General features: G+C 40.4%; 21 protein-coding genes. 13 read left to right on the forward strand and 8 right to left on the reverse strand.

What is annotated here, in order from left to right; translation table 11 throughout:
- Positions 1 to 59: 59 nt before the first annotated feature.
- Both H5120_RS15815 and H5120_RS15820 read left to right on the forward strand, forming a co-directional pair.
- A complete protein-coding gene (locus H5120_RS15815) occupies positions 60 to 368 on the forward strand; it encodes a hypothetical protein (RefSeq protein WP_149594701.1) in 309 nt (102 codons plus the stop codon).
- A 4-nt stretch (positions 369 to 372) separates the two neighbouring features.
- On the forward strand, positions 373 to 1,227 hold the full coding sequence (locus tag H5120_RS15820) for a putative metalloprotease CJM1_0395 family protein (protein WP_182675474.1): 855 nt from the start codon (positions 373 to 375) through the stop codon (positions 1,225 to 1,227).
- A 72-nt stretch (positions 1,228 to 1,299) separates the two neighbouring features.
- Here H5120_RS15820 and H5120_RS15825 read toward each other — a convergent pair whose 3' ends face one another.
- From H5120_RS15825 to greB, 4 genes are all read right to left on the reverse strand, one after another.
- Positions 1,300 to 3,627: a Tex family protein gene (locus tag H5120_RS15825; protein ID WP_182675475.1), complete on the reverse strand. Its 2,328-nt coding sequence runs from the start codon at positions 3,625 to 3,627 to the stop codon at positions 1,300 to 1,302.
- 168 nt (positions 3,628 to 3,795) lie between these two features.
- Positions 3,796 to 4,377 (reverse strand): CBS domain-containing protein, encoded by a 582-nt coding sequence (locus H5120_RS15830; protein ID WP_024595749.1) that lies wholly within the window; start codon positions 4,375 to 4,377, stop codon positions 3,796 to 3,798.
- Positions 4,378 to 4,427: 50 nt separating this feature from the next.
- Positions 4,428 to 4,739, reverse strand: a complete 312-nt coding sequence (locus tag H5120_RS15835; RefSeq protein ID WP_024595748.1) for a hypothetical protein — start codon at positions 4,737 to 4,739, stop codon at positions 4,428 to 4,430.
- A 116-nt stretch (positions 4,740 to 4,855) separates the two neighbouring features.
- Positions 4,856 to 5,335 (reverse strand): transcription elongation factor GreB, encoded by a 480-nt coding sequence (gene greB, locus H5120_RS15840; RefSeq protein ID WP_002959554.1) that lies wholly within the window; start codon positions 5,333 to 5,335, stop codon positions 4,856 to 4,858.
- Positions 5,336 to 5,530: 195 nt separating this feature from the next.
- Between greB and ompR the strand changes: the two genes are divergently transcribed.
- Both ompR and envZ read left to right on the forward strand, forming a co-directional pair.
- Positions 5,531 to 6,250: a two-component system response regulator OmpR gene (ompR, locus tag H5120_RS15845; RefSeq protein ID WP_002959552.1), complete on the forward strand. Its 720-nt coding sequence runs from the start codon at positions 5,531 to 5,533 to the stop codon at positions 6,248 to 6,250.
- A gap of 5 nt (positions 6,251 to 6,255) precedes the next feature.
- Positions 6,256 to 7,572, forward strand: coding sequence for a two-component system sensor histidine kinase EnvZ (envZ, locus tag H5120_RS15850; RefSeq protein ID WP_182675476.1), 1,317 nt, complete (start codon positions 6,256 to 6,258; stop codon positions 7,570 to 7,572).
- Between the two features lie 19 nt (positions 7,573 to 7,591).
- Here the strand turns inward: envZ and H5120_RS15855 are convergent, their stop codons facing one another.
- On the reverse strand, positions 7,592 to 9,634 hold the full coding sequence (locus H5120_RS15855; RefSeq protein ID WP_165724141.1) for a glycoside hydrolase family 97 protein: 2,043 nt from the start codon (positions 9,632 to 9,634) through the stop codon (positions 7,592 to 7,594).
- A gap of 158 nt (positions 9,635 to 9,792) precedes the next feature.
- Between H5120_RS15855 and H5120_RS15860 the strand changes: the two genes are divergently transcribed.
- The 3 genes from H5120_RS15860 to H5120_RS15870 all read left to right on the forward strand — a co-directional run bounded on the left by H5120_RS15860 (position 9,793) and on the right by H5120_RS15870 (position 13,304).
- Positions 9,793 to 10,416: a plastocyanin gene (locus H5120_RS15860; RefSeq protein ID WP_024596788.1), complete on the forward strand. Its 624-nt coding sequence runs from the start codon at positions 9,793 to 9,795 to the stop codon at positions 10,414 to 10,416.
- Positions 10,406 to 11,638, forward strand: a complete 1,233-nt coding sequence (locus H5120_RS15865) for a hypothetical protein (protein WP_182675477.1) — start codon at positions 10,406 to 10,408, stop codon at positions 11,636 to 11,638. The genes H5120_RS15860 and H5120_RS15865 overlap by 11 nt, the downstream gene beginning before the upstream one ends.
- Positions 11,639 to 11,702: 64 nt before the next feature.
- Positions 11,703 to 13,304, forward strand: coding sequence for a methyl-accepting chemotaxis protein (locus H5120_RS15870; protein ID WP_182675478.1), 1,602 nt, complete (start codon positions 11,703 to 11,705; stop codon positions 13,302 to 13,304).
- 180 nt (positions 13,305 to 13,484) lie between these two features.
- Here the strand turns inward: H5120_RS15870 and speE are convergent, their stop codons facing one another.
- Positions 13,485 to 14,348 (reverse strand): polyamine aminopropyltransferase, encoded by an 864-nt coding sequence (speE, locus tag H5120_RS15875; RefSeq protein ID WP_008138747.1) that lies wholly within the window; start codon positions 14,346 to 14,348, stop codon positions 13,485 to 13,487.
- Between the two features lie 199 nt (positions 14,349 to 14,547).
- Here speE and speA point away from each other — a divergent pair, with 199 nt between their 5' ends.
- Genes speA through H5120_RS15895 form a run of 4 tightly spaced genes read left to right on the forward strand, consistent with a single transcriptional unit; the run spans position 14,548 to position 19,569 of the window.
- Positions 14,548 to 16,428 (forward strand): biosynthetic arginine decarboxylase, encoded by a 1,881-nt coding sequence (gene speA / locus H5120_RS15880; protein ID WP_182675479.1) that lies wholly within the window; start codon positions 14,548 to 14,550, stop codon positions 16,426 to 16,428.
- A 60-nt stretch (positions 16,429 to 16,488) separates the two neighbouring features.
- Entirely contained in the window at positions 16,489 to 17,367 is an 879-nt protein-coding gene (locus tag H5120_RS15885; RefSeq protein ID WP_024604493.1) for an acyltransferase, read from the forward strand.
- Between the two features lie 25 nt (positions 17,368 to 17,392).
- Entirely contained in the window at positions 17,393 to 18,313 is a 921-nt protein-coding gene (locus H5120_RS15890; RefSeq protein WP_182675480.1) for an acetyltransferase, read from the forward strand.
- Positions 18,310 to 19,569, forward strand: coding sequence for a mechanosensitive ion channel family protein (locus H5120_RS15895; protein ID WP_002959539.1), 1,260 nt, complete (start codon positions 18,310 to 18,312; stop codon positions 19,567 to 19,569). The genes H5120_RS15890 and H5120_RS15895 overlap by 4 nt, the downstream gene beginning before the upstream one ends.
- On the opposite strand, the gene chrA is transcribed toward H5120_RS15895, so the two are convergent.
- Positions 19,526 to 20,680 carry a chromate efflux transporter gene (chrA, locus tag H5120_RS15900; RefSeq protein ID WP_182675494.1) on the reverse strand — a complete coding sequence of 385 codons (1,155 nt, stop codon included), beginning with the start codon at positions 20,678 to 20,680 and terminating at the stop codon, positions 19,526 to 19,528. The two genes, H5120_RS15895 and chrA, sit on opposite strands and share 44 nt — an antisense overlap.
- A 190-nt stretch (positions 20,681 to 20,870) precedes the next feature.
- Here chrA and H5120_RS15905 point away from each other — a divergent pair, with 190 nt between their 5' ends.
- Entirely contained in the window at positions 20,871 to 21,503 is a 633-nt protein-coding gene (locus H5120_RS15905; RefSeq protein WP_002959537.1) for an OmpA family protein, read from the forward strand.
- Here the strand turns inward: H5120_RS15905 and H5120_RS15910 are convergent, their stop codons facing one another.
- Positions 21,504 to 23,282, reverse strand: a complete 1,779-nt coding sequence (locus tag H5120_RS15910) for an ABC transporter transmembrane domain-containing protein (RefSeq protein ID WP_182675481.1) — start codon at positions 23,280 to 23,282, stop codon at positions 21,504 to 21,506.
- Between the two features lie 89 nt (positions 23,283 to 23,371).
- On the opposite strand from H5120_RS15910, the gene H5120_RS15915 reads away from it, so the two are divergent.
- Positions 23,372 to 23,770, forward strand: a complete 399-nt coding sequence (locus tag H5120_RS15915; RefSeq protein ID WP_182675482.1) for a DUF3224 domain-containing protein — start codon at positions 23,372 to 23,374, stop codon at positions 23,768 to 23,770.
- The last annotated feature ends 11 nt before the right edge of the window (positions 23,771 to 23,781 follow it).

Here is a 23,781-nt window from a genome sequence, read left to right on the forward strand (position 1 = left end):
TTATTTTGAGCAGAACCTGAGCGATAATTAAACAACGTTTATTTGGTGGAGGTTTTAATATGCCAATCGGATCAGTATTTAATAGTGGTGTAGAAGGGTTTAATCGCGCTAGCCAAGGTATTGAAAAAGCCAGTGCTGAGATTAACCGTGCTAGTATAGAACAACAAGATGACGCGCAATTAGCGCAACAACGTCAGCTTAGCGCAGCACGCCCTGAAGAAGCCATTACTGCACCAGTAGCACAACCAGCTCGTGTTGATGAGGCGCTTGTTAACTTAAAAGTTGAAGAGTTTAATGCCAAGGCAAACACGCAATCAATTCAAACTGCCGATGATGTACTTGGCACGTTAATCGATATTAAAGTTTAGTATTATGAATATTGTCACGCCATTTCCGTCTATCAATATAAACACCGCAAATGTTTATACGGAAACCGCACGGCGTGACAACCAGCTACGCGAAGTTATTCCTGCTCCCGCTTCAAACAGTGCGAGTAATACTGAAACTAAAGCGCAAAGCGATGCTGAAAAAGCAAAATTGCCAGGCAGTAGCGATGGTGCGACGTATAACGCAACGGGAAAAATAGCAGACGAAAAGTCAGTTCAGCAGCGCGATGGAAACCCAGAAAATCCAGAGGGCACTGAGCAAGAAAGTGAAGCAATCGAGAAAAAAGAATCTGAGCAAGAAGAGCTGCAATTAGAACAAGAACAACAACAAATTACAGAGCTAAAAGCACGGGATACTGAAGTACGAATACACGAACAAGCACACGCTTCTGTGGGCGGGCAATATGCTGGCTCGCCAAGCTATGAATATCAACGTGGCCCAGATGGTACTAACTACGCAGTTGGCGGAGAAGTACAAATAGATGTATCAGAAATTCCGGGTGACCCGCAAGCGACTATAGAAAAAATGCAAACGGTACGCGCTGCCGCATTAGCGCCTGCAGAGCCTTCGGGAGCTGATCGCTCTATTGCTGCAGATGCTACGCAAAAGCTAGCAGCGGCTCAAGCTGAGCTTGCACAACCTGAAAAAGAAGACGACGAAGACGCAAAAAGTAAACTTGAAGCGTCATTCTCTAGCGATGAAAGCAGCGATACAAAAACAGCTAAAAGTGATGAGCAAACACGTGATGCCGATGTTGAGGCACGGGCGGGGCGTATTGCTAACTTTTATCAAATGGCTACATCGCCAGCGAACCAAAGTAGTTTTTCAGCGTTAAGTTAATAATTTAGCAAAACATAACCACAAAAAAACCGCTTACGCGGTTTTTTTCGTTTTAGCTTATTTGTACAAGTATTATTTTTTTACTTTAGCATTAGCGAACGCATCGGCAAATGCATTGCCCATTAACGCATTACCGTTGTCACGTTTAGGCTTTGCAGCGCGAGGTTGCGAATTATTAGCACGTGCTTGTGGCTTTTGCGTAGCTGGAGCTGCTGACTTATTACTTGTGTCAATATCGTCATCTAAGCGCATAGTAAAGCTTATGCGTTTACGTGCAGCGTCTACTTCAACAACTTTAACCTTTACAATATCACCAGCTTTAACAACTTCACGCGGATCTGATATAAATTTATTCGTGATTGCTGAAATATGCACTAAACCATCTTGGTGAACACCTACATCAACAAACGCACCAAAATTAGCAACGTTTGAAACCACACCTTCTAAAATCATACCTGGTTTTAGGTCACTAATTTTTTCAACACCGGCTTTAAACTCAGCTGTTTTAAATTCAGGGCGAGGATCTCGACCAGGTTTATCAAGCTCAGTAATAATGTCGGTAACGGTTGGTAAGCCAAACTTTTCGTCAGTGTAATCGTTAGCAGCAAGTTTAGTTAAAAAGTCGCTGTTACCAATTAGGTTACTGACATCTAAGCTATTGCGTTCACAAATACGTTTAACAACAGGATAAGCTTCAGGGTGAACTGATGAGTTATCTAGTGGATCGCTACCATTGTTGATACGTAAAAAACCAGCCGCTTGTTCAAATGCTTTTGGCCCTAAACGCTCAACCTTTTTAAGCTCACTACGTTTAGTAAATGTGCCGTTAGCATCGCGATAATTAACGATATTTTGCGCTAATGTTTTGTTTAAACCAGATACACGTGTAAGTAGTGGTACCGAGGCCATGTTTAAATCTACGCCTACTGAGTTTACACAGTCTTCAACTACTGAAATAAGGCTCTGGCCTAATTGGCTTTGCGATACATCATGTTGGTATTGGCCAACACCAATTGATTTTGGCTCAATTTTAACAAGTTCAGCAAGAGGATCTTGAAGGCGGCGTGCAATAGAGACAGCCCCTCGTATAGAAACATCTAAATCTGGAAATTCATTAGCTGCAAATTCAGAAGCTGAGTAAACCGATGCACCTGCTTCGCTAACCATAATTTTACTAAGTTTAAGTTCGCTGTTTGCTTTGATAAGCTCTGCAACCAACTTATCTGATTCGCGTGATGCAGTACCGTTACCAATCGCAATTAGCTCAACTTTATGCTGACGGCAAAGTTGCTCTAACGTACGCACAGATTTATCCCAATGATTTTGTGGTGCATGAGGGAAAATAGTTTGTGTAGCTAGTAATTTACCTGTGCTATCAACAACGGCAATCTTACAGCCAGTACGTAGGCCTGGATCAAGACCTAAAGTAGTACGAGGGCCTGCAGGTGCAGCCATTAATAAATCTTTTAAGTTTTTAGCAAATACATCGATTGCACCGGCTTCTGCTTTTTCGCGCATTGCTGCAAAAAACTCATTCTCTAGGTGTAACCCTAGCTTAACTTTCCACGCCCATTGAACAACGTTTAATAACCAAGGACTTGCCGCTTTATATTTAATATCTAAACGGTAATGCTCAGCAATCATGTTTGCACATAATTGTGCTGAATTTTCAGCACTAGGTTCAGGGTTTATATTTAACTGAAGTACACCTTCATTTCGGGCTCTAAGCATTGCAAGCGCACGGTGAGAAGGTACTTTTTTAAGAAGTTCTTGATGCTCAAAGTAATCACGGTATTTTGCACCGGCTTGCTCTTGGCCTTTAATCACAGTACTTTCAATTGCGCCATTTTGGCTAATGTGGCTTCTAAATTTAGCAAGTAATTTTGCGTCTTCAGCAAAGCGTTCCATTAAGATGAATTTAGCGCCTTCAAGTACCGCTTTTGTATCTGCAAAACCTTTTTCAGCACTTACAAACTGCTCTGCTTGTTGCTCTGGGTCAAGGTTAGCATCTTTAAATAGTGCATCTGCAAGAGGCTCTAAACCAGCTTCAATTGCTATTTGGCCTTTAGTGCGGCGCTTAGCTTTATATGGTAGGTATAAATCTTCAAGTTCTGTTTTACTTTGTGCATTAGTTATATCGGCACTTAGCTCTGGCGTTAGTTTATTTTGCGATTCGATTGTCGATAAAATAAAACTACGGCGCTCTTCTAGTTCACGTAAATACGATAAACGCTGCTCTAAAAGGCGTAATTGGGTGTCGTCTAGGCCGCCTGTAACTTCTTTTCTGTAGCGGGCAATAAAAGGAACAGTTGCGCCTTCATCAAGTAACTTTGTTGCAGCAACAACCTGTTGCTGCTGTGCGTTTAACTCACCGGCTAAACGTGCAGAGATATCGCTCATGCAAAAACCTTTTTATACAATAAAATAAGACCAGAAGCGTGTTACTGGCGCTGTTAATTGCTTGAATAATATCACAGGAGGTAGTAATGAAAAGCTCTTAAAGCAAGCTATTTTACTTGCTTTAAGATGGTTGGGTCGGGAGCAAATCAATTCAACTAAAAGAGCGCCCTAGTGAGGGTGCTCAATGTTTTCTAATACCTCACTGAAAGAGTGAGCAATAGGTGAGATATGTACAGGAATATGTAATGTTTTAGCTATTTGGCGAGCTGAAATTAAACCACAAATTTCGTTACTCGCTGTTGTAACTAATAAAAACATTGTGCCCTGATGCTCCATCGTTTGCAGCGCATCACCAATGCATGCGTAGCTTAAGCTTTGCATACTTACACCTGTAAGGCGGCTAACTGGTGTCATAATGTCACGTAAGCTTACTTCGCTTCGTTGCATATTTAAGCGCTCTGCAATAATAGTAATTTTAGAGCTTTGTAAATCGGCGCTAGAAACTAGGCCAATTAATTTTTGGTGTTCGTCTGTTACTAAAACAAAGTCAGATTGTTGTGCACTTACTTGTTTAAGCGCATCTGTAATCGTTGTTCCATGCTCTGCACGAATAGGTGTTTTTTGAGTAAAGTTATTCACCATTTTTAGCGCTGGAGAAGATAAATCGATTAATGGTTGATCATCTGCAAATGTGCTAGCAATAACGCCATGAGAAATATTTTGGGTACGTAATTCTTTAAAGTTAGACATAGTAGTCACCTTAGTAGTTATAAAATTTAATTAAGTTGTAAAATAATGAATTAAATTAAATAGCTAGGTGGTCCGCGTTGGTATGCAGTGCTAAAAGGTCTGTTTAGATTAGTGCTCTTATAAAAAGAATCTACGACATTAGGAAGTGGTTGAGGCGACCTATAGGTAATAGTGTTAACGTGAGAGTCCACGTCAAAATCGAGGTTTGCTTGGTCAGGAATATCACAAGTAATAAAGTGATTAGATAGTTTAGCGTTATCAAGGTTTACGTCAGTGTTGCTGGCATGCAGGGTCAAACTTACACTCATTAAAAGTGCAAACAATACGGCATTACTAAATATGCGCTGTACTATGTTTGACATAATCACGACCTTAATTAACTGCTTTCAAATTAAACAAATCAACTTGAATAATTCAGTTATAGCTTATTGCTTTAATTTACACAATCAAAAGTTAACATGATCTGAATCAAAACTTTTTATTTCTTTTTTTGGTAATCGATACTGTTTACATACCACTGCTTTTTTCCCTGAGGAGTGGTCACTTCAAATTCGTCGTCCACTTGTTTTTTAATCAACGCACGCGCCATAGGTGAGTCTATTGATATGTAATCTTTACGGTCGTAAATTTCATCAGGACCTACAATTCTGAACTTTTTAACTTCACCTTCTTCGTTTTCAATTTCAACCCATGCACCAAAAAATACTTTTCCATCTTGCACGGGAGAGTAGTCAATAATTTTTAAATCAGGTATGCGCTTGCGTAAGTAGCGTACCCGGCGGTCAATTTGGCGCAGTAAACGCTTATTATACTGATAGTCTGCGTTCTCAGAGCGATCTCCGAGGCTGGCTGCCCAGCTAACTATTTTTGTTACTTCTGGGCGTTTTACGTTCCATAGTTGATCGTGTTCTTGTTGTAATTGCAAGTAACCTTCGCGGGTAACTAAATTTGTTTTCATGGCCAATTCTTTATTAACTCTAATGGTGTGCACGTTATTAAATTTGCCAAAATTTGTCGAGCGTAAAATTTAATAAAGTACGAGTAAGGAAGCTTTGAAATGTTCAGTAACAATCTAAGCAAGTAATTAGTTTTTGATTATTAAGTTTTTCATTTATATTAACTAGTAATTGGATATAAAAATAAGAAAGAGATTATGGGACACGAGACCACAAAAGTATTAGTTGTTGATGACGATATGCGCTTACGCAGTTTGCTTGAACGTTACTTAGTAGAGCAAGGCTTTATTGTTAGAACCGCAGGAAACTCGGAGCAAATGGATAGACTCCTAGAGCGTGAAAACTTTCACTTAATGGTTCTCGATTTAATGCTTCCAGGCGAGGATGGTTTATCTATTTGCCGCCGACTACGCCAAAAAGAAAATGAAATTCCTATTGTTATGCTTACTGCAAAGGGCGACGAAGTAGATCGCATTATTGGCCTTGAACTTGGCGCTGACGATTACATTCCAAAACCATTTAATCCACGAGAGCTACTTGCTCGCATAAAAGCCATTTTACGTCGCCGCGCAAAAGAAGTGCCAGGCGCACCTGCTGCTGAAGAAAACTTAATCGCTTTTGGTAAATTTACGCTTAATTTAGCAACGCGCGAAATGAGTGAAGGGGATAAAACAATATCGCTTACCAGTGGTGAGTTTGCAGTGCTTAAAGCGCTTGTTTCGCATCCACGTGAGCCACTTAGTCGCGATAAGCTAATGAACTTAGCGCGTGGCCGTGATTACAGTGCGCTTGAGCGAAGCATTGATGTGCAAGTGTCGCGACTTCGCCGCATGATCGAAGTAGATGCTGCTAATCCACGATATATTCAAACCGTTTGGGGTTTGGGATATGTGTTTGTTCCCGATGGTGAAAAGTAATATTTATGGGTTTTTTTCCGCGTAGTGCGTTTGGGCAAACTGTATTTTTAGTGGCAGCGTTGCTGCTGATCAATCAAATAGTGTCGTATGTTACGGTTAGTTTTTATGTTGTAAAACCAACTATTGAGCAAGTTAACTTGATGCTTGCTAAGCAAATTAAAACAGTATTCATTGACTGGGAAGATGGCGTTGAAATAAACGACGAAGTATCTGCGAAGTTTTTTGAAATCACTGGCATTGAGGTCATGACTCAGCGCGAAGCAATGCGTCAAGGACTTGGGCAAAGCCGCGAATATTCTATGCTATCGCGTAGCATGACTGAGCAACTTGGTGGTTATTCTCGTGTACGTATTAGCCAAACTGATCCATTGATTTATTGGGTTGAAGCACCGCAAGCGCCAGGTTATTGGGTAAAAGTGCCGCTTAAAGGCTTTAAAGAGAATAACTTAGAGTTTTTAACTTTTTACTTATCAAGTATTGGCTTTTTAAGTGTGCTGGGTGGGTGGTTGTTTGCAAGGCACCTTAATAGGCCATTAAAAGCACTGCAACAAGCTGCAGTGAAAGTGGGTAAAGGCGATTTTTCTACCAAATTAGAAGAAGAAGGCTCAACAGAAGTAATAGAAGTAACGCGTGCGTTTAATCAAATGTCACGCGGAATTGCCGCACTTGAAAACGACCGCCGTTTACTAATGGCTGGTGTATCGCATGATTTACGTACGCCGCTTACGCGTATCCGTTTAGCCACCGAAATGATGGTTGATGAAGACGACTATCTTCGTGAAGGTATTATTTACGATATAGAAGATATGAACGGGATTATCGATCAGTTTATTGAGTATTTACGCCACCATAAACGTGAAGAACTAAGTTGCGAAGATATAAATGCTTTAGTTGCCGAGGTTGTCAATTCTGAGCTTCAGCATCAACGTACTATTACGTTTAAAAGTAATCCAAATATAGGCAATATACCGTTAAGCTCTGTGGCTATTAAGCGTGTAATTACCAACATGATTGGTAATGCACTGCGTTATTCTGAGGGCGATATTGAAGTACTTAGCTACTTTAATTCAAACAAAAAGTATGTAGTTATCGCTGTAAACGATAGTGGTCCTGGGATCCCTGAAAACGAATTAGAGTCTGTGTTCGAGCCCTTTAAGCAAGGCGATGCTGCACGTGGCAGTGAAGGTAGTGGCTTAGGCCTTGCCATTATTAAACGCATTGTTGATATGCACGACGGTAAAGTAAAACTAGAAAACCGCCCAGAAGGCGGTTTAAGTGCACAAGTATATTTGCCAATCAAGGTATTAACCCCTGCACAATAAATACAGGGGTTTTATTGTATTAAAGTGCTTTAAAACGAATAGCTGTACCGCCACTAGTGGCTAATTTAAGCGTTAGTTTATCGTTTGCAGTTACAATTCGTTTTTCGATAGCTATATCGTACGGATTGTTTTTCCACTCTGCGTTTTTACCATCTTTATAAATTTGCGCTTCAAACTTTTTGCCCTGCTCTAAAAAGTCGAGTTTCACCTCAATTGTTCTGGCTTTCTCGTCAGTAACAGCACCTAGGTACCAATCGTTTCCTGAGTATTTAGTGCTTTTACGTTCTTTACGAGCGAATACAATAAAGTCGCCTACTTCACCATCAATAGCAATACTTTGCTGCCAATCTGTTGGTACGTCCTGAATGAATTGAAACGCATCGGGCTTAGCCAAATAGTTTTTAGGTAAGTCGGCAGCCATTTGAATTGGGCTATACAAAACAACATAAAGTGCGAGTTGTTTGGCAAGTGTAGTTTGTGGGCGGTTTGTATCGCCTCCTAAACCATTAAAGCTCATATCAAAAATACCTGGCGTAAAGTCCATTGGTCCTGCAAGCATGCGGGTAAAAGCAAGCATTGGTACATGCTCTGGTGGATTAGGTGGTGAACCCCATGCATTATATTCTTGTCCGCGTGCGCCTTCGCGCGCAATCCAGTTTGGATAAGTACGGCGCAGGCCTGTATCTTTAATTGGCTCGTGAGTATTAATGCTAATTTTATGTTTAGCTGCAAGTTTTACGTTATAAAGGTATTCGTTAACCATAAACTGGCCGTCATGCCATTCGTGGCGAGCAATACCGTTTTTGTCTATACGTTTTATATTTCCGCCATCGGCTACATAACCTGTTTTTACTTGGCTGACGTTTGATTTTTCGTAAAGTGTAAAGGCATTTTCCATTTGGTCTCGGTAGTTGCTTACATTGCCTGATGTTTCGTGATGGCCAATGAGCTGTACGCCTTTTTCTTTGCCGTATTGAGTCAGTGCTGCTATATCAAAATCATCGTACGGTTTGGTAAAGTTAAATACATCGCCATTAAAGTACCAATCGCCATCCCAGCCAATATTCCAGCCTTCAACGAGTACGCCATCAAAACCATACTGCGCTGCAAAATCCATATAGTATTTTGTGGTTTGCGTAGTGGCGCCGTGTTTTTTACCGCTACCCCAAGTTTGCGTGTTTATATGCATACCCCACCAAATACCGACGTATTTGCCAGGTTTAACCCACGACACGTCACCGAGTTTATTAGGCTCGTTTAGGTTTAGTATTATATCTGAATTAACTAAGCCAACAGCGCTGTCGGCTATTTGAATGGTGCGCCATGGTGTTTTAAAAGCGCCTTGCTTTTTAACGGCAATACCATCTGACCAAGGGGTTAAGTCGGCTGTAAATGTGCCTGGACGGCGCTGATTAAGCACCATACCCGCGTAATCAACAAGAGCGGCTTCATGAATACTAATATGAGTACCGTCACTTGTTTTAAACGTAAATGGTGTGTGGGCTAGTGGAGCTTCGTTAAGCGCGGTGGTGTTATAAACATATTCGTAGCGGTTCCAGCCACGAGCAGGTATCCACCATGCTGTTGCATCATGGCTATTGTTTATTGCAAATTCAGTTAACTCTTTAGTTATTTCTGTATGTTCGAAGCCGGTTTGTTGTGGCACTTCGTATCTAAAACCTACACCACTATCAAATGCTTTAAATCGAATAGTGTAGGTACCTTTATTTGGCTCGTTTTTTGTAAAGGTAACGGCTACTTCGTTATATTCGTCAACAACGTTTTGGCGTTCGCCCCAAGGTTGTTGCCACTGCGAGTTAACGCTTTGTTGTTCAATGCTTTTAATTTTAAAGCCATCGCTAAAAGCTGCTTGTGTTTTAAATTCAAACCCCAGTAAAGATTTGTTTATAACCGCTTTGTTTTTAAATTTTATGGCGTAGCTTGGCGTGTTGTTTTCGTCAGAGATGCTTACTGTTATTTGTGTGTCTGGCGATTTTAGCTCTACAGTTTGTCCGTAGCTATTACTAGCAAAGGCTAAAAGCACAAGTGCAGGGATTCTCATGGTGTGTCCTTAGATGAGTCGGTGGTGACATTTAAGGATAATGACTGTTGATGATTAATACGACTGCCTACATACGTATTCAATGTTTTAAAAAATAGAAAGAATTTAGTGGTTTAATCGGTCTATAATGTAAACAAATTGATAATAGCGACAAGAAAATGATAAAAAGCTTACTTTGTGTATTTTTACTAAGTGTTAGTACTGGAGTTTTTGCAGCAAATATAACAATTAAAAATGCTAATAATGACCCATTACCTAATGCTGTTGTGTGGCTAACTGCAGGAGATTCCTCTAGCGTTATTCCTCCAGAAGCACCTTATGCGATGACCCAGCAAAATCGAGAATTTAAGCCGCGTATTTTAGTTGTCCCACAAAATGCAAAGGTAGAGTTTCCGAATGCGGACTCAATCATGCATCATGTTTATTCATTTTCTAAAGCTAAAACATTTGAATTAAAGCTATATAAGGAGCACCCAAAAGCGCCCATTACTTTTGATCAAACAGGGGTTGTTGAGCTTGGCTGTAATATTCATGATTGGATGTTAGGTTATATTGTGGTGGTCGATAGTTCTATTTTTGCAATCACTGATGAAAATGGTCATGTTGATTTAAATGCCAATGCAGGCGAATACACGTTAAGTGTTTGGCATTCTGGGTTTAGTGATATTAGTAAGGTTGAATCTCAAACTATTACTGTGGCTACTAACCCGATCACTTATAAAGTAAAGCAGGAAATTGCGGAGCAAATTGACTTTGCTACGGATGAATTTGATGACTATTAATCGTTTAACGAGGCTGATATTTTTAGCCGGTGCTTTATGTTTTAGTAATGCATTGTATGCACAAGTAAAAGGCTTGATACAAATTAGAGCCGTGCAGGGTGACGATACACGTAGCTTCCAAGAGGGCGGCCTTGGGCTATATCGGCACGATACTAAAAGCGACGAACTTATTTTATCCCAAGGTATTTTAGATTTTAATGTTGATTTAGCATCTAGTTGGTCGGCTCATGGGGTGTTAAATGCGAATCAAGATCCTGACGTTGGCCTTGGTTTTACGCAAGCTTATATAAAGTATCAGCCGCTATCTAACAGCAACTATAAATGGCATGTGCGTGTAGGGGGCTTTTATCCACTTATGTCGCTTGAAAACCCTGATATAGGATGGACTTCTCCTTATAACTATACAAACTCAGCTATTAATAGCTGGATAGGCGAGGAAGTACGCACTGTTGGCGCAGAGGTAACTATTAAGCGCCCAGCAAAACGTTTTAACAGCGCTCATAGCTTTAGTTTTGTAGGTGCTACATTTAAAGGCAATGACCCTGCCGGTACTTTACTTGCTTGGCGTGGTTTTGCATTACACGATAGGCAAACTACATTTAACGAAAGTGTTAAATTTGCGCCTGTAGCGGCATTAAATACGTATGAATTACGCTGGCAAGCTAATCAGGTTTTACCGTTTGAAGAAGTAGACGGACGTTTTGGCTATTACGCTGGCGTACACTGGGATTACTTAAAAAAATCACAATTTCGAATTTATTATTACAACAATAACGGTGACCCAACCACACTTAATATTAGTACAGGGCAGTATGCTTGGGATACTCGCTTTACAAGCGCCGCTTGGCTTTATAAGTTTAATAATAAAACCCGCTTTATAGCACAGGTACTTAATGGTAAAACCGAAATGGGCGCTAATGCTTTAATAGATAATGCCTTTTACAGCCATTATTTAATGTTAAGCCATAAAGAAGGCAAGCATCGAGTTTCTGTACGCTACGATTACTTTAAAGTGACAGATAACGACACTACTGCGTTTGATCCTAATGCAAGCAATGGGGAAGGTTTAACCGTAACATGGCGCTACCAGCTCACTAATAAACTACAAATAGGGGTTGAAGGTTCTGCACTTAAAAGTGTTGCAAAAAATAGAGAGCCAATTGGATTTAATGAACGAATCTCGCAGCAGCAAATAACGCTAAACGCTCAATGGCGATTTTAGGTTTTATAAACTAGATTTATTATCAAAAAGGTAGGTATTAAATATGTTTTTTTTGGAGTAATTAATGAATTTGAATAGTATCCGCGTCAAAGTCTCTTTTCCTATTGTTATTTTAGGTATTGCTATCTTGTCGTTAATTATTGGGTATTCATACTTAATTAACTTACAAAAAAATGCATTAGATGTGCAATCCGATAAATTTATTAAGGCTGTGTCTCTTGCTTTGAGTGCCGACAGGGATTTGTATCAAGCAAAGGTTGCTGAGTTAAATTTAGTCGCACATAACGACAATAAAGAAGCTTATTTGCAAAAGCATAAAGAAAATGCCGAGCAAGTAACACAAAGGTTAGAGCAGTACTTAACTTTGTTATCGGATTATCCAAAAGCTATAAATGGGCTTCGCGGTTTTGATGGTGCTTATAATACTTGGTTAAACGCTTCACTGGCCTATATGAATGATAAAACAAATCTAAAAAAACAGTCTCAATCAGAAAAAGCATTTGACGAATTAAGAGCTACGCTTGATCAAGCTGGTGAATTAGCAGAGCAAACATCGGTTGAAGAAGTTCAAAAACTATCAGACACAATTGCTTCAACTAAGTTAACTATGCTTATTTTCGTCATATTAATTTTATTAGTGGCGTGTTGGTTTAGTTACCTTATTCCTAAGCAATTAACACAGCAAATTAACTATGTAACTTCTCGTATTAACGATATAGCCTCTGGTGATGGCGATTTAACTGGCAGGATCGCTATAACGTCTAAAGATGAATTTTCTGAACTTGCAACGCAGTTCAATCGTTTTCTCGACAACTTACAGCAATTAATTCGCGATATTTTAGAGCAATCAAAAGAACTAAGTGAATTAGGAGGTGAGTTAAGTCAGGTTGCAAATAAAAACAATGCTGTAAATCAAACGCTCAGCCAAGCCTCTGAGTCAATAGTAAGTGCAGTGCATGAGATGAGTGTAGCAAGTAGAGAAGTTGCAGGTGTTGCTCAGCAATCATCAACAGAAGCTGATAAATCGTTAAATTTAGCTCAGCAAGGACTAACAGCGGTTGCGCACTCTAGTTCTCGTATTATTTCTTTGTCGCAAAATATGGAGCAAGCTATGGCGCGCTCTACAGAGCTACAACAAAGTTCTGATAACATTGCCAAAGTACTTGAGGTTATTCGTGCAATTGCAGAGCAAACAAATCTGCTGGCGCTTAATGCTGCTATTGAAGCCGCGCGAGCTGGTGAATATGGCAGAGGTTTTGCTGTGGTAGCAGATGAAGTAAGAACATTGGCTACACGCACGCAAGTAAGCACAAACGATATTCAAAAAATGATAGAGCAATTTGCAACGAGCGTAGAACAATCAATTAAAGCGATAGATGAAGGTAAGCAATTTGCAGATGATGCGGTTGGCTCGTTTAGTCAAACTAATGATGTGCTTAATGCAATGCAAAGCTCGTCTACTAAAGTAAATGATATGGCGATGCAAACAGCGCAAGCGACTGAAGAGCAGACAACGGTTGCAGATGAAATAAGTCAAAACCTATCATCATTAAACGATCAAACTTTAGAAGGGGGAGCGCTTGCTCGAACTACTGAAGATGTATCTAAAAACATGGAACAATTGACAGATGAGCTAAATCACTTAGTGCATCGATTTAAAGTTTAAATAAGCTGATTATCGGGTTAGATAACTCTTTAAGGTTTTGAAATATAATTGTATTTATATTATTTGCTAGCTAGAGTTCAGCTTGAATCGTCATTATAAAAATAAAAAGGGACTTTAAAAGTCCCTTTTTTAATGCAATTTTAACCTTGAGAAGTCAACAAAGCCTAAAGTGCATTAGTATTACTTTTTATCAAAAGCGCGTTTCATGTAGTTAGGTGTAGCGAGTGCACCATGATGAATACCGCTGTTGTAGTATTCACTTTGCTCAGCTATTTGTGCTGCGCCGTCTTCTCTAAAACCGTCAAATGCTTGTGATTTACGCGCAAGTGTTACTGACCATAAGCCGCTTGGGTAAATTGGTTGCGGGAATGGCAGTGTTTGTAAATCGTTAAAGCCTACGCTTAGCATTGCTTCGCGCATTTCAACTAATAATGGCATATGCATAAGAGGTGATTCGCTTTGTTGTACTAAAATACCACCTGGGCGCAGTGCATCTAAACAGCTTGTGTAAAACGCATGATTAAATAAACCTTCACCTGGACCCACCGGATCGGTGCCATCAACAATAACCACGTCGATAGATTCGCCAGCGGCTTCGCGCATGTATTTAATACCGTCGTCAAACATAACCGTTGCACGGGCGTCGTTGTTAGATTCACAAAGCTCTGGGAAGTATTTTAACGACATTTGCGTTACTACTTCGTCTATATCTATTTGCGTTACAGTTTCTACGCCTGGGTGTTTTAATACTTCGCGTAAAGTTCCGCAGTCGCCGCCGCCAATAATAACGACGTTTTTAGGGTTTGGGTGCGCTAAAAGTGCAGGGTGGCTGATCATCTCATGATAAAAGAAGTTTTCGCGGGTTGTTACCATAGTACACCCGTCGATGATCATTAAATTACCAAAGTCTGTGGTTTCAAACATTTCTACCTTTTGAAAAGGAGACTGTTTTTCATCTAACTTTTTATTAATACGTAATGAAAATGCGCTGCCATCGCGGTCGCTAATTTCAGTAAACCACTTACTTTGATCTAAATTTGCCATAGTTACTATTACACTTTTTTAGGTTGAGTATGAAAAAGGGGCAATTCTGCCAGTGCTTGGCGTTTTGCTCAATGACATTTTAACTGATTTGACGAATAAAGTTAGTTAGGAGTGAGTGAAAGTTCAATTTTTGTTAGCCTAGTGGATAGTGACGTATTAAAATGCGCCTTTATACCTAATTGACTAAAGAAGAGTTGCCATGACCTGGGGTTTAGAAACAGCACGCGCCACTTATAACGTTGCTCATTGGAGTGATGGTTATTTTGATATTAACGCACAAGGCGAACTGGTGGCTTACCCAGATGGCGACCAAACAAAACCGGCCATTTCTTTAACGCAATTAACTGAGCAGTTTAAACAACAAGGTTTAACGTTGCCGGTTTTAGTACGCTTTACTGATATTTTAAAAAATCGTGTAGACACCCTTACTAACGCGTTTACGCAAGCGCGAGCAAATCGTGAATATAACGGAAAATACACCTGTGTTTACCCAATAAAAGTAAATCAGCAACGTTCTGTAGTAAGTAAGCTATTAGCGCATCCAAGCGGGCTTGTTGGCCTAGAAGCAGGCTCCAAGCCAGAACTTATGGCTATTTTGGGCGTAGCAAAAGAGCCAATCACAATAGTGTGTAACGGCTATAAAGACAGTGAGTTTTTACGCTTAGCATGTATTGGTCAAGCAATGGGCCACAGCGTAAAAATTGTGGTAGAGAAGCTTTCAGAACTAACCACACTACTTGAAGAAATAGACAACCTAGGCATTGAACCTGCTATTGGTATTCGTATTCGCCTAAATTCAGTAGGCAAAGGCAAGTGGCAAAACACGGGCGGCGAAAAAGGCAAGTTTGGTTTAACGGCAGGCCAAGTACTAAGTGCTGTTGAAGTGCTGAAAAAGCATAATAAGCTGCACTTAATGCAAATGGTGCATTTTCATATTGGTTCTCAAATTGCCAACATTCGTGATATTCACCGTGCTTTACGTGAATGTGCACGCCACTTTGCTGAGCTTACACAATTAAACGTACCGTTAAATACCGTTGATGTGGGCGGCGGCTTAGGCGTTGATTACGAGGGCTCTGGCTCGCGTAGTGCTTGTTCAATGAATTACACCGTAGAAGAGTATGCGCGTAATGTAGTGAATGCATTTGCAGAAGTGTGCGATCAGCATAACCTTACGCATCCGGCCATTATCACCGAATCGGGGCGTGCTTTAACCGCTCACCATGCGGTATTAATTACCGATGTAATTGACGTAGAAAAAGCGCCCAATCATTTAAATCCAGAGCCACCGCTTGAAAATAGCGCGTTAGTGCTTGATGAAATGTGGCAGTGTTTACAGCGTTTAAACCCGCGTATGGCACTTGAGATTTATCACGACGCTATGCACTTATTTAGCGAAGCGCACGATCAGTACGTGCATGGCTTAGTAAGCATGCTAGAGTGGGCGAAAATAGAGCAGCTTTACTTTACTATTTTACATCGTGTACGTGCATCGCTTAGTAATAACGCGCGCGCGCACCGTGAAGTCCTCGACGATTTAAACGAAAAGCTTGCCGATAAACTCTTTGTTAACTTTTCATTATTTCAGTCATTGCCTGATGTATGGGGTATTCAGCAGTTGTTTCCGGTTATGCCAATCGAAAACTTAACTCAACCATTGACTCAGCGCGCGATTATTCAAGATATTACCTGTGACTCTGACGGTCAAATCCGCGAATACGTTGAAGGCGCTGGTATCGAAACCAGCCTACCAATACCAGAATATAAACACGGCGAGCAATACCACATTGCTATGTTTATGGTGGGTGCATATCAAGAAATTTTAGGCGATTTACATAACCTATTTGGTGACACTGATTCAGTGCACGTAGAGCTTAACGATGAAGGTTATGTGTTAACCAATGCTATAAAAGGTGATAGCGTTAAGGATGTATTAAAGTTTGTTGACTATGATAGCGCCATTTTAGCTGACAACTTTGCGTACCAAGTTAATAAACTTGATATATCAGCGCAGTGTAAAGAAGGTTACTTAGCTGAGCTTAATGCAGGCCTTGAAGGCTATACCTATTTTGAAGATTAATTTGTAAGCAACTGAAAGCGCAGTATTAGTGGCTGCGCAATGTTTAAAGGAATGGAAGTAATGTCAGTTATTCGCGGTGTATTTAGTATTATTTTTTACACAATAAACACACTTTTTTGGTTTGTGCCTATTTTTATTTGTGGGCTTATAAAGCTTATACCTATTAAGCCTCTACAAAAGGTTATGAGCTGGGCTGCAAAGCAATTTGCAACTATTTGGGTGACCTTTAATAGCTTAAATCAAAAGTTATTTACGCCAACTAAACTTAATGTAACTGGCCTTGAAGACCTTAAGCTAAAGGATTGGTACCTAGTAATTGCAAATCACCAAAGCTGGGTCGATATTTTAGTATTGCAGCGCGTGTTTAACCGTAAAATTCCATTTTTAAACTTCTTTTTGAAAAAAGAGCTTATTTACGTGCCTATTCTAGGTTTGTGTTGGTGGGCGCTTGATTTTCCGTTTATGACTCGCACGAGTAAAAGCCAATTAAAAAAGAATCCAAAGCTGCGTGGCAAAGACTTAGAAACCACGCGTAAAGCCTGCGAAAAATTTAAAGAGATGCCAGTAAGTGTGGTTAACTTTGTAGAAGGCACTCGTTTTACTACACAAAAGCACGCGCGCCAAAATAGCCCGTTTCCACATTTATTAAAACCAAAAGCGGGCGGTATTGCTTTTGTAATGCAAGCGATGGGCGAGCAAATTACTAAAGTGGTTAACGTTACCATTCATTACCCTGATGGCATTCCTACATTCATGGATTTTGCAGGTGGTAAGGTAAAAAATATCAACGTACACGTGGATGTAAGGCCTGTAAGCGAAGAGCTTATTGGTGACTACACCGGCGATTCTGAATTTAGAGTACGCTTTCAAAGCGAGCTAAATCGTTTATGGGAAAATAAAGAGCAAACATTACAATCGCTCGAAAAACACCCCAAATAAAAGGCAAAAATATGAGCTTACAGTTATGCTAAAAAAGTGGTTACCAAATTGGCTTAACGGCTTAATTGTGGGCTGCGTATTGTTTTCTAATGTAATGCTTTTTGGCTCACTAGTATTTGTACTAGGGCTTATTAAGTTATTACTGCCTTTGTCTGTTGTTAACTCTTTATTGCACAGCGCTTATCGAGGGTGGTGTAATGGCAATCGGTTTGGCTTGTGGCTAGGTTGTCCTAATATTGTGGTTGATATAAGTGGCGATTTAAATTCAAAAAGTTGGTATTTACTTATATGTAATCACTCGAGTTGGTTAGATATAACCGTGCTTAGCTCATTACATGCATTACCAGCCCCTAAGTTTTTTTTAAAAGATGAATTAAAATACGTGCCTTTTATTGGCACTGGTGCGTGGGCTATGGGTATGCCGTTTATGAAACGGGTAAGCAAAGCACAGCTTGCTAAAAACCCAAAATTGAAAGGGTTGGATGTAGAGCGCACAAAGCACAGCTGTCGCAATTTTCGTCACTATCCTACTACCATCGTTAATTTTGTTGAAGGCACACGCTTTACGCCAGCTAAGCATGATCTGCAGCAAAGCCCTTTTAAGCACTTATTAAAACCCAAAGCGGGTGGCATTGCTTTTGCGCTTGAAGTGCTAGCCAACCAATTTGATGCCATGCTAAATACAAGTTTAGTGTATAGCGGTAAAACAGATCACGTTTGTCGGAACTTACTCAAAGGCGAGCTAGATTCTATTTATGTTTCAATAGACGTAACGCCCATTAATGACAATATGCAGGGCAGCTATCAAACCGATGACGTATTTAAAGCTAATTTTCAACATTATGTGAATGAGCTATGGGTTGCGAAAGATCAGCAGCTTGCCGATATTTATGCTCAACAAGATTTACCTGAACCACAAATCAGTAAGGAAATTGAAACACTATGACCAATACCCACCTACAGGAGTTAATCGCTCCTTGGTTTGAAAAAGTACCCGATGCGGATTTTCTTAGTTCTATTACCGCAGTTTCAATAGGGATTTTTTCTTTATTAATTGTTTACTTATTTACTCGTAGGTTAATGTTACCAGGCATTCAAAAAGTGGTAACTAAGCTTTCGCCTCAACGTATTGGTTCGTTGTCGCCTATGCTTAATAAGCTTAATAGACGTATTGCAGGTATGCTTTGCTGCGTATTATTTTTGGCGACCTTTGACAGTGTTTATCCGGTTAATGAGCTGACCGCTGAAATTTTGAAAACGGTTGGCCAAGCCATACTAATTATTCATGTAGGTTTTATTTTTAGCAGTATTGTAAGTATTGCGGGTTCTATTTATAACCAATTGGAGTTTGCACGCGAAGTCCCTATTCAGGGCTTAATTCAGGTTGTTAAGCTAATCACCTTTATTGTGTGTGCTATTTTAATTGTAAGTATTTTCCTTGAGAAATCTCCCACTTATATTCTCTCTGGCTTTGGTGCTATTGCAGCTGTTACGTTATTAGTATTTAAAGACACTATTTTAGGCTTTGTAGCGAGTATTCAAATCGCAGCAAATCGCCTAGTAACCTATGGTGATTGGATTCAAGTAGAAAACTACGGCGCCGATGGCGAAGTAATTGATTTGGGTTTAAACACTGTAAAGGTACGTAACTGGGATAACACCATAACAACTATTCCAACTTATATGCTAGTTGCGGGTTCGTTTAAAAACTGGCGTGGTATGCAAGAGTCGGGCGGTAGACGTATTAAACGTTCACTTAATATAGATATGCACAGTATTTGTTTAGTAAGTGACGAATTTAGAAAACAAATAGATGCGGCTATTCCGTTGCATGATTACATTCGAGTGACGACATTACCCGCTCAGGTTTCTAATTTAGGGCTGTTTCGTCGTTATGCTGAGGGCTATTTAAAGCAGCACAGTAAAATTAATACGTCGCTTACGTTAATGGTACGAGAGCTACAACCAATGAACCACGGGTTACCGATTGAGTTTTATTGCTTTAGTGAAGACAAACGCTGGATTTCGTACGAGCATCTACAAGCCGAAATAATGGACCATTTACTTGCAGTATTGCCAGTGTTTGGGCTTAGGGCATATCAAAGTGTTAGTGGGCAATTAAGCCCTCCTAACGAGCAACAAACAGATAAGCCAACATTTAGAGTGATGGCAAATAGTGCTGCAAAAGACCCACAGCAATAAATAAAGCTAAGAGCCACCAAATAGGTGGCTTTTTAAATCGCAGCCATGCAAATGTAATTATTACTAACGCAACCTGCCAAAGGTTATGCACAGCCGATGTCCAAATTGGTGAATACAATGCGGCCGCTAAAAAACCGACTACCGCTGCATTAAGCGCCGCTATTGAACTTGCAAAACGCGGCTTACTTGCCAAGTTAATCCAACTCTTCTGGAACGCCAGTATAAGTAAAAAACCAGGCATAAATATAAGCAGTGTAGCTATAAGGGCACCCACTAAAGGTTGCTCAGTAGTAAGTTGTGCGCCTAAGTAAGTAGCAATAGTAAACATAGGCCCTGGCACTGCCTGTGCACTCGCGTAAGCACTTAAAAACTGATCATCACTCAATGCTGGTACGCCAGCTTGAAGTACCGGCAGTACTACGTGTCCGCCGCCAAACACCATTGCACCCGCTTGGTAAAAAGGGGTAAACAAAGCAAACTCATGCCCTAGTGGAATAAAGCTAACCCCAAGTAAGAGTGCAAATAACCCCAGTGCAATCCAATTAATATTACTGTTTTTACTGCTAACATCGTCTGCTACTGTGCCAAGTTTTAATAAAGGCCATATAGCACCTATTGTTGCAGCGGTGATTAAAATCGCTATTTGAGTTCCCATCATTGGAAATAACACCAAGGCAAGTGTACTCATTATCGCAAGTAACTTAAGCGCAGCACTTGTACAAAAGCTTTTAGCCATACTAAGTGTTGCATCCGCGACTATAACAACGGCAAATAACTTTAAGCCTGCAATAATTGCAAAGTAAACAGCGTCAAACTGATGGGCACTAACCGCAAGCAGCACCATTATTAAAAACGAAGGCAAGGTAAAGCCTACAAAAGCAGCTATACCACCCAGTACTCCTGCACGCTCAACACCAATAGCAAAACTAACTTGGCTAGAGCCTGGCCCTGGTAATGCTTGGCTTAAACTAATAAGTTGTGCGTAACGGGTGTTAGTTAGCCAATTTAACGAGTCTACAAAGTGGCGCTTAAAATAGCCTAAATGCGCAGCGGGGCCACCAAAACTCATGCACCCTAGTAAAAAAAATTGTCTAAAAATAGCAATTAACATTGCGCCAAGATCCTTTGTAAAATTCATTAAATTGTCACAGCGTAGTATGACATTTTTATTAAAACGGCACATTAGTTTGAGGTCTGTTTAACAATCAAGCAAGATGCGCTGCTTTTAACACTCTCTTCATAGTTTGTTCATACATGTATTTGCATACTCTTGCTAAATTCTTAATGAATAGGGTATCACCATGACTTTAACTAAATCACTTTTAAGCGTAACCGTAGTAGCTGTATTACTTTCTGGTTGTGAAATGAATAACACTGGTAAAGGTGCGGCTATTGGCGCAGCAGCGGGTGGCGTATTAGGTAAAGCAACAAGTAACCATAAAGATAAGCGTATTTTTATAGGCGCTGCTATCGGCGCACTAGCTGGCGCTGCAGTGGGTAACTACATGGATAAGCAAGAAGAAGCATTTCGTGATGAACTTGCAGGCTCTGGTGTTGAAGTTGTACGTGAAGGCGATAACTTGCGTTTAGTTATGCCATCTAATATTACGTTTGCGACCGACCAATCTTATATTTCGTCTGGCTTTAACGATACCTTAGATGCTATTGCTAAAGTGATGAACAAATACGAAAAAACGTACCTAAGTATTGAAGGCCATACAGATAGCACAGGTAAAGACAGCTACAACATGAACCTATCGCGTGAACGTGCTCAAAGCGTTAAAAACTACTTAGTGAACCAGCAAATCATGGCTGAGCGTGTAAGTACTATGGGTTATGGCGAAACACGTCCAATTGCGACTAACGATAGTGCAAATGGCCGTGCTCAAAACCGCCGTGTAGAAATTCAAATAGTACCAAACACTGAAGAATAATTAGCCTTTATTAAACTGTAATTCACACAGTTTTTGATACAACGGGTTACTTGCTACTAATTCTTGGTGGGTACCCGTTGCTATAATCTCTCCATTTTCCATTACCACAATCACATCGGCATGTTTAACCGTTGCTAGTCTATGGGCAATAATAAGCGTGGTGCGGTTTTGCATTAAATGCTCAAGCGCTGCTTGTACATGGTGCTCACTTTGAGCATCGAGTGCGCTGGTGGCTTCATCAAGAAGGAGTATTTCAGGGTCTTTTAGTATGGCACGCGCAAGCACAATACGTTGCTTTTGCCCCCCCGATAACCGCACACCTTGCTCACCTAAAAAACTGTTATAACCTTGCGGTAATTGTTTAATAAATTCATCTGCATGAGCATGTTTGGCAGCGGCATATACTTGCTCGTCACTTGCTTTTGGGTTGCCGTAGCGAATGTTATGCATTACATCGGAGCTAAACAAGATAGGGTTTTGCGCGACCATACCCATTTTACCTCTGAGGGTATTAAGCGATAATTCTTTAATGTTTATATCTTTAAATTTAATGGCTCCGCTAGCCGGATCGTAAAAGCGCTGTAGTAATTCAAATAAGGTTGTTTTACCTGCGCCAGAAGGGCCAACAATAGCCACAGTTTGGCCTTGAAGTATATTTAAACTTATTTTATTAAGTGCGCTTACGTCTGGGCGAGAAGGGTAGTTAAAGCTTATATTCTCAAGCGTAATAGCAGGGCTGTTACTATTTTTTAGTAAGTTACTATCTTGTGGATTTAGTGGGTTTTCTATCTCACTTTTAACAGCAAGTAACTCAAGTAATCTTGCAGCTGCGCCTGCTGCGCGTTGTAGTTCGCCATATACTTCAGCAACGGTTGCCACCGACATTGCCACCATAATAGCGTAAAACACAAAGGCTCCTAGCTCACCGCCAGTCATGGTACCTGCTAATACGTCGCTGCCGCCGACCCACAGCATTGCGCTAATAGCACTAAAAGTTAAAAATATTACCGCTGCAATTAAAAACGAGCGTTGTTTAATGCGGCTTTTAGCCACATTAAAGGCTTTTTCGGTTTCAAGTGCAAAAGCGTGCTGCTCTTGTTCTTCGTGGCTATAGCTTTGCACTACTTTAATATTTTGAATGATCTCGCCGGCATAGGTGCTTATATCAGCTATGGCATCTTGGCTGGAGCTTGCAAGTTTGCGCACCTTTTTACCAAATACCATCATAGGAACAAGTACCAACGGCACACAAGCAACAACCACTAAAGTAAGTTTTAAATTAGTAAACAGCAGCATAGCAAGTCCACCAACCAGCATAAGTACACTGCGCAGCGCCATAGAAAATGATGAACCAATAATTGATTGCAGTAATGTTGTATCGGTTGTTAAACGCGACATAAGCTCGCCACTGCGGTTTTCTTCAAAGTAGCTTGGGTGCAAAGTAACAATGCGATTAAACACGGCTTTGCGAATATCGTTACTAACTCGCTCGCCAATCCACGACATTAAATAAAAGCGGCTAAACGTGCCTACGGCCAATAAACTAATTAAACCAATAAGCACCAATACAGCTTGTTGTAGCTGATCTTTAGAGCCAGCTATAAAGCCATGATCTATGACAAACTTAACCCCTTGCCCTAATGATAAGTTAACACCTGCTGTTACTAACAGGGCAGCAAGCGCCGCTACTACCATCCATTTATACGGTTTAATAAAAGCAAAAATAGGTAATAAACTACTAAAAGCGGCTTTTTCGGGCTTAGGGCTTGTTTTTGACATAGTGGATTCTTTTTAAAGGTTAAGGTATAGATATGGCACTAAGATAATAAAAATCAATACTATTAAATATTAGCCAATAAGGAAACGTTATGACTACTGCAACCGTAAGTGGAGAATTTAATGTAAATCTAGCCCCAATTGAAGGTTACGCAAGCGGCCAAAACGGCGTTAATTTAGGGCGTATGTCGATAGATAAAACATTTAAAGGTAGCTTAAATGCCACCAGCCAAGGCGAAATGCTAAGCGCCATGACCCCTACACAAGGCAGTGCCGGTTATGTTGCCATAGAGCAAGTGATAGGTGAGCTTGAAGGTAAGCAGGGCAGTTTTGTACTGCAACACTTTGGCACTATGGATAAAGGCCAAGACAGCCTAATTTTAAATGTAATTCCCGACTCAGGCACTAATGAGCTAGAAGGGTTAACGGGCAGTATGAAAATACGTATTGAGCAAGGGATTCACTACTACGATTTTGAATACACTTTATAAGATACACAAGG

This window comes from Pseudoalteromonas sp. SR43-2, from assembly GCF_014163885.1.
Taxonomy (GTDB): Bacteria; Pseudomonadota; Gammaproteobacteria; order Enterobacterales; family Alteromonadaceae; genus Pseudoalteromonas; species Pseudoalteromonas distincta.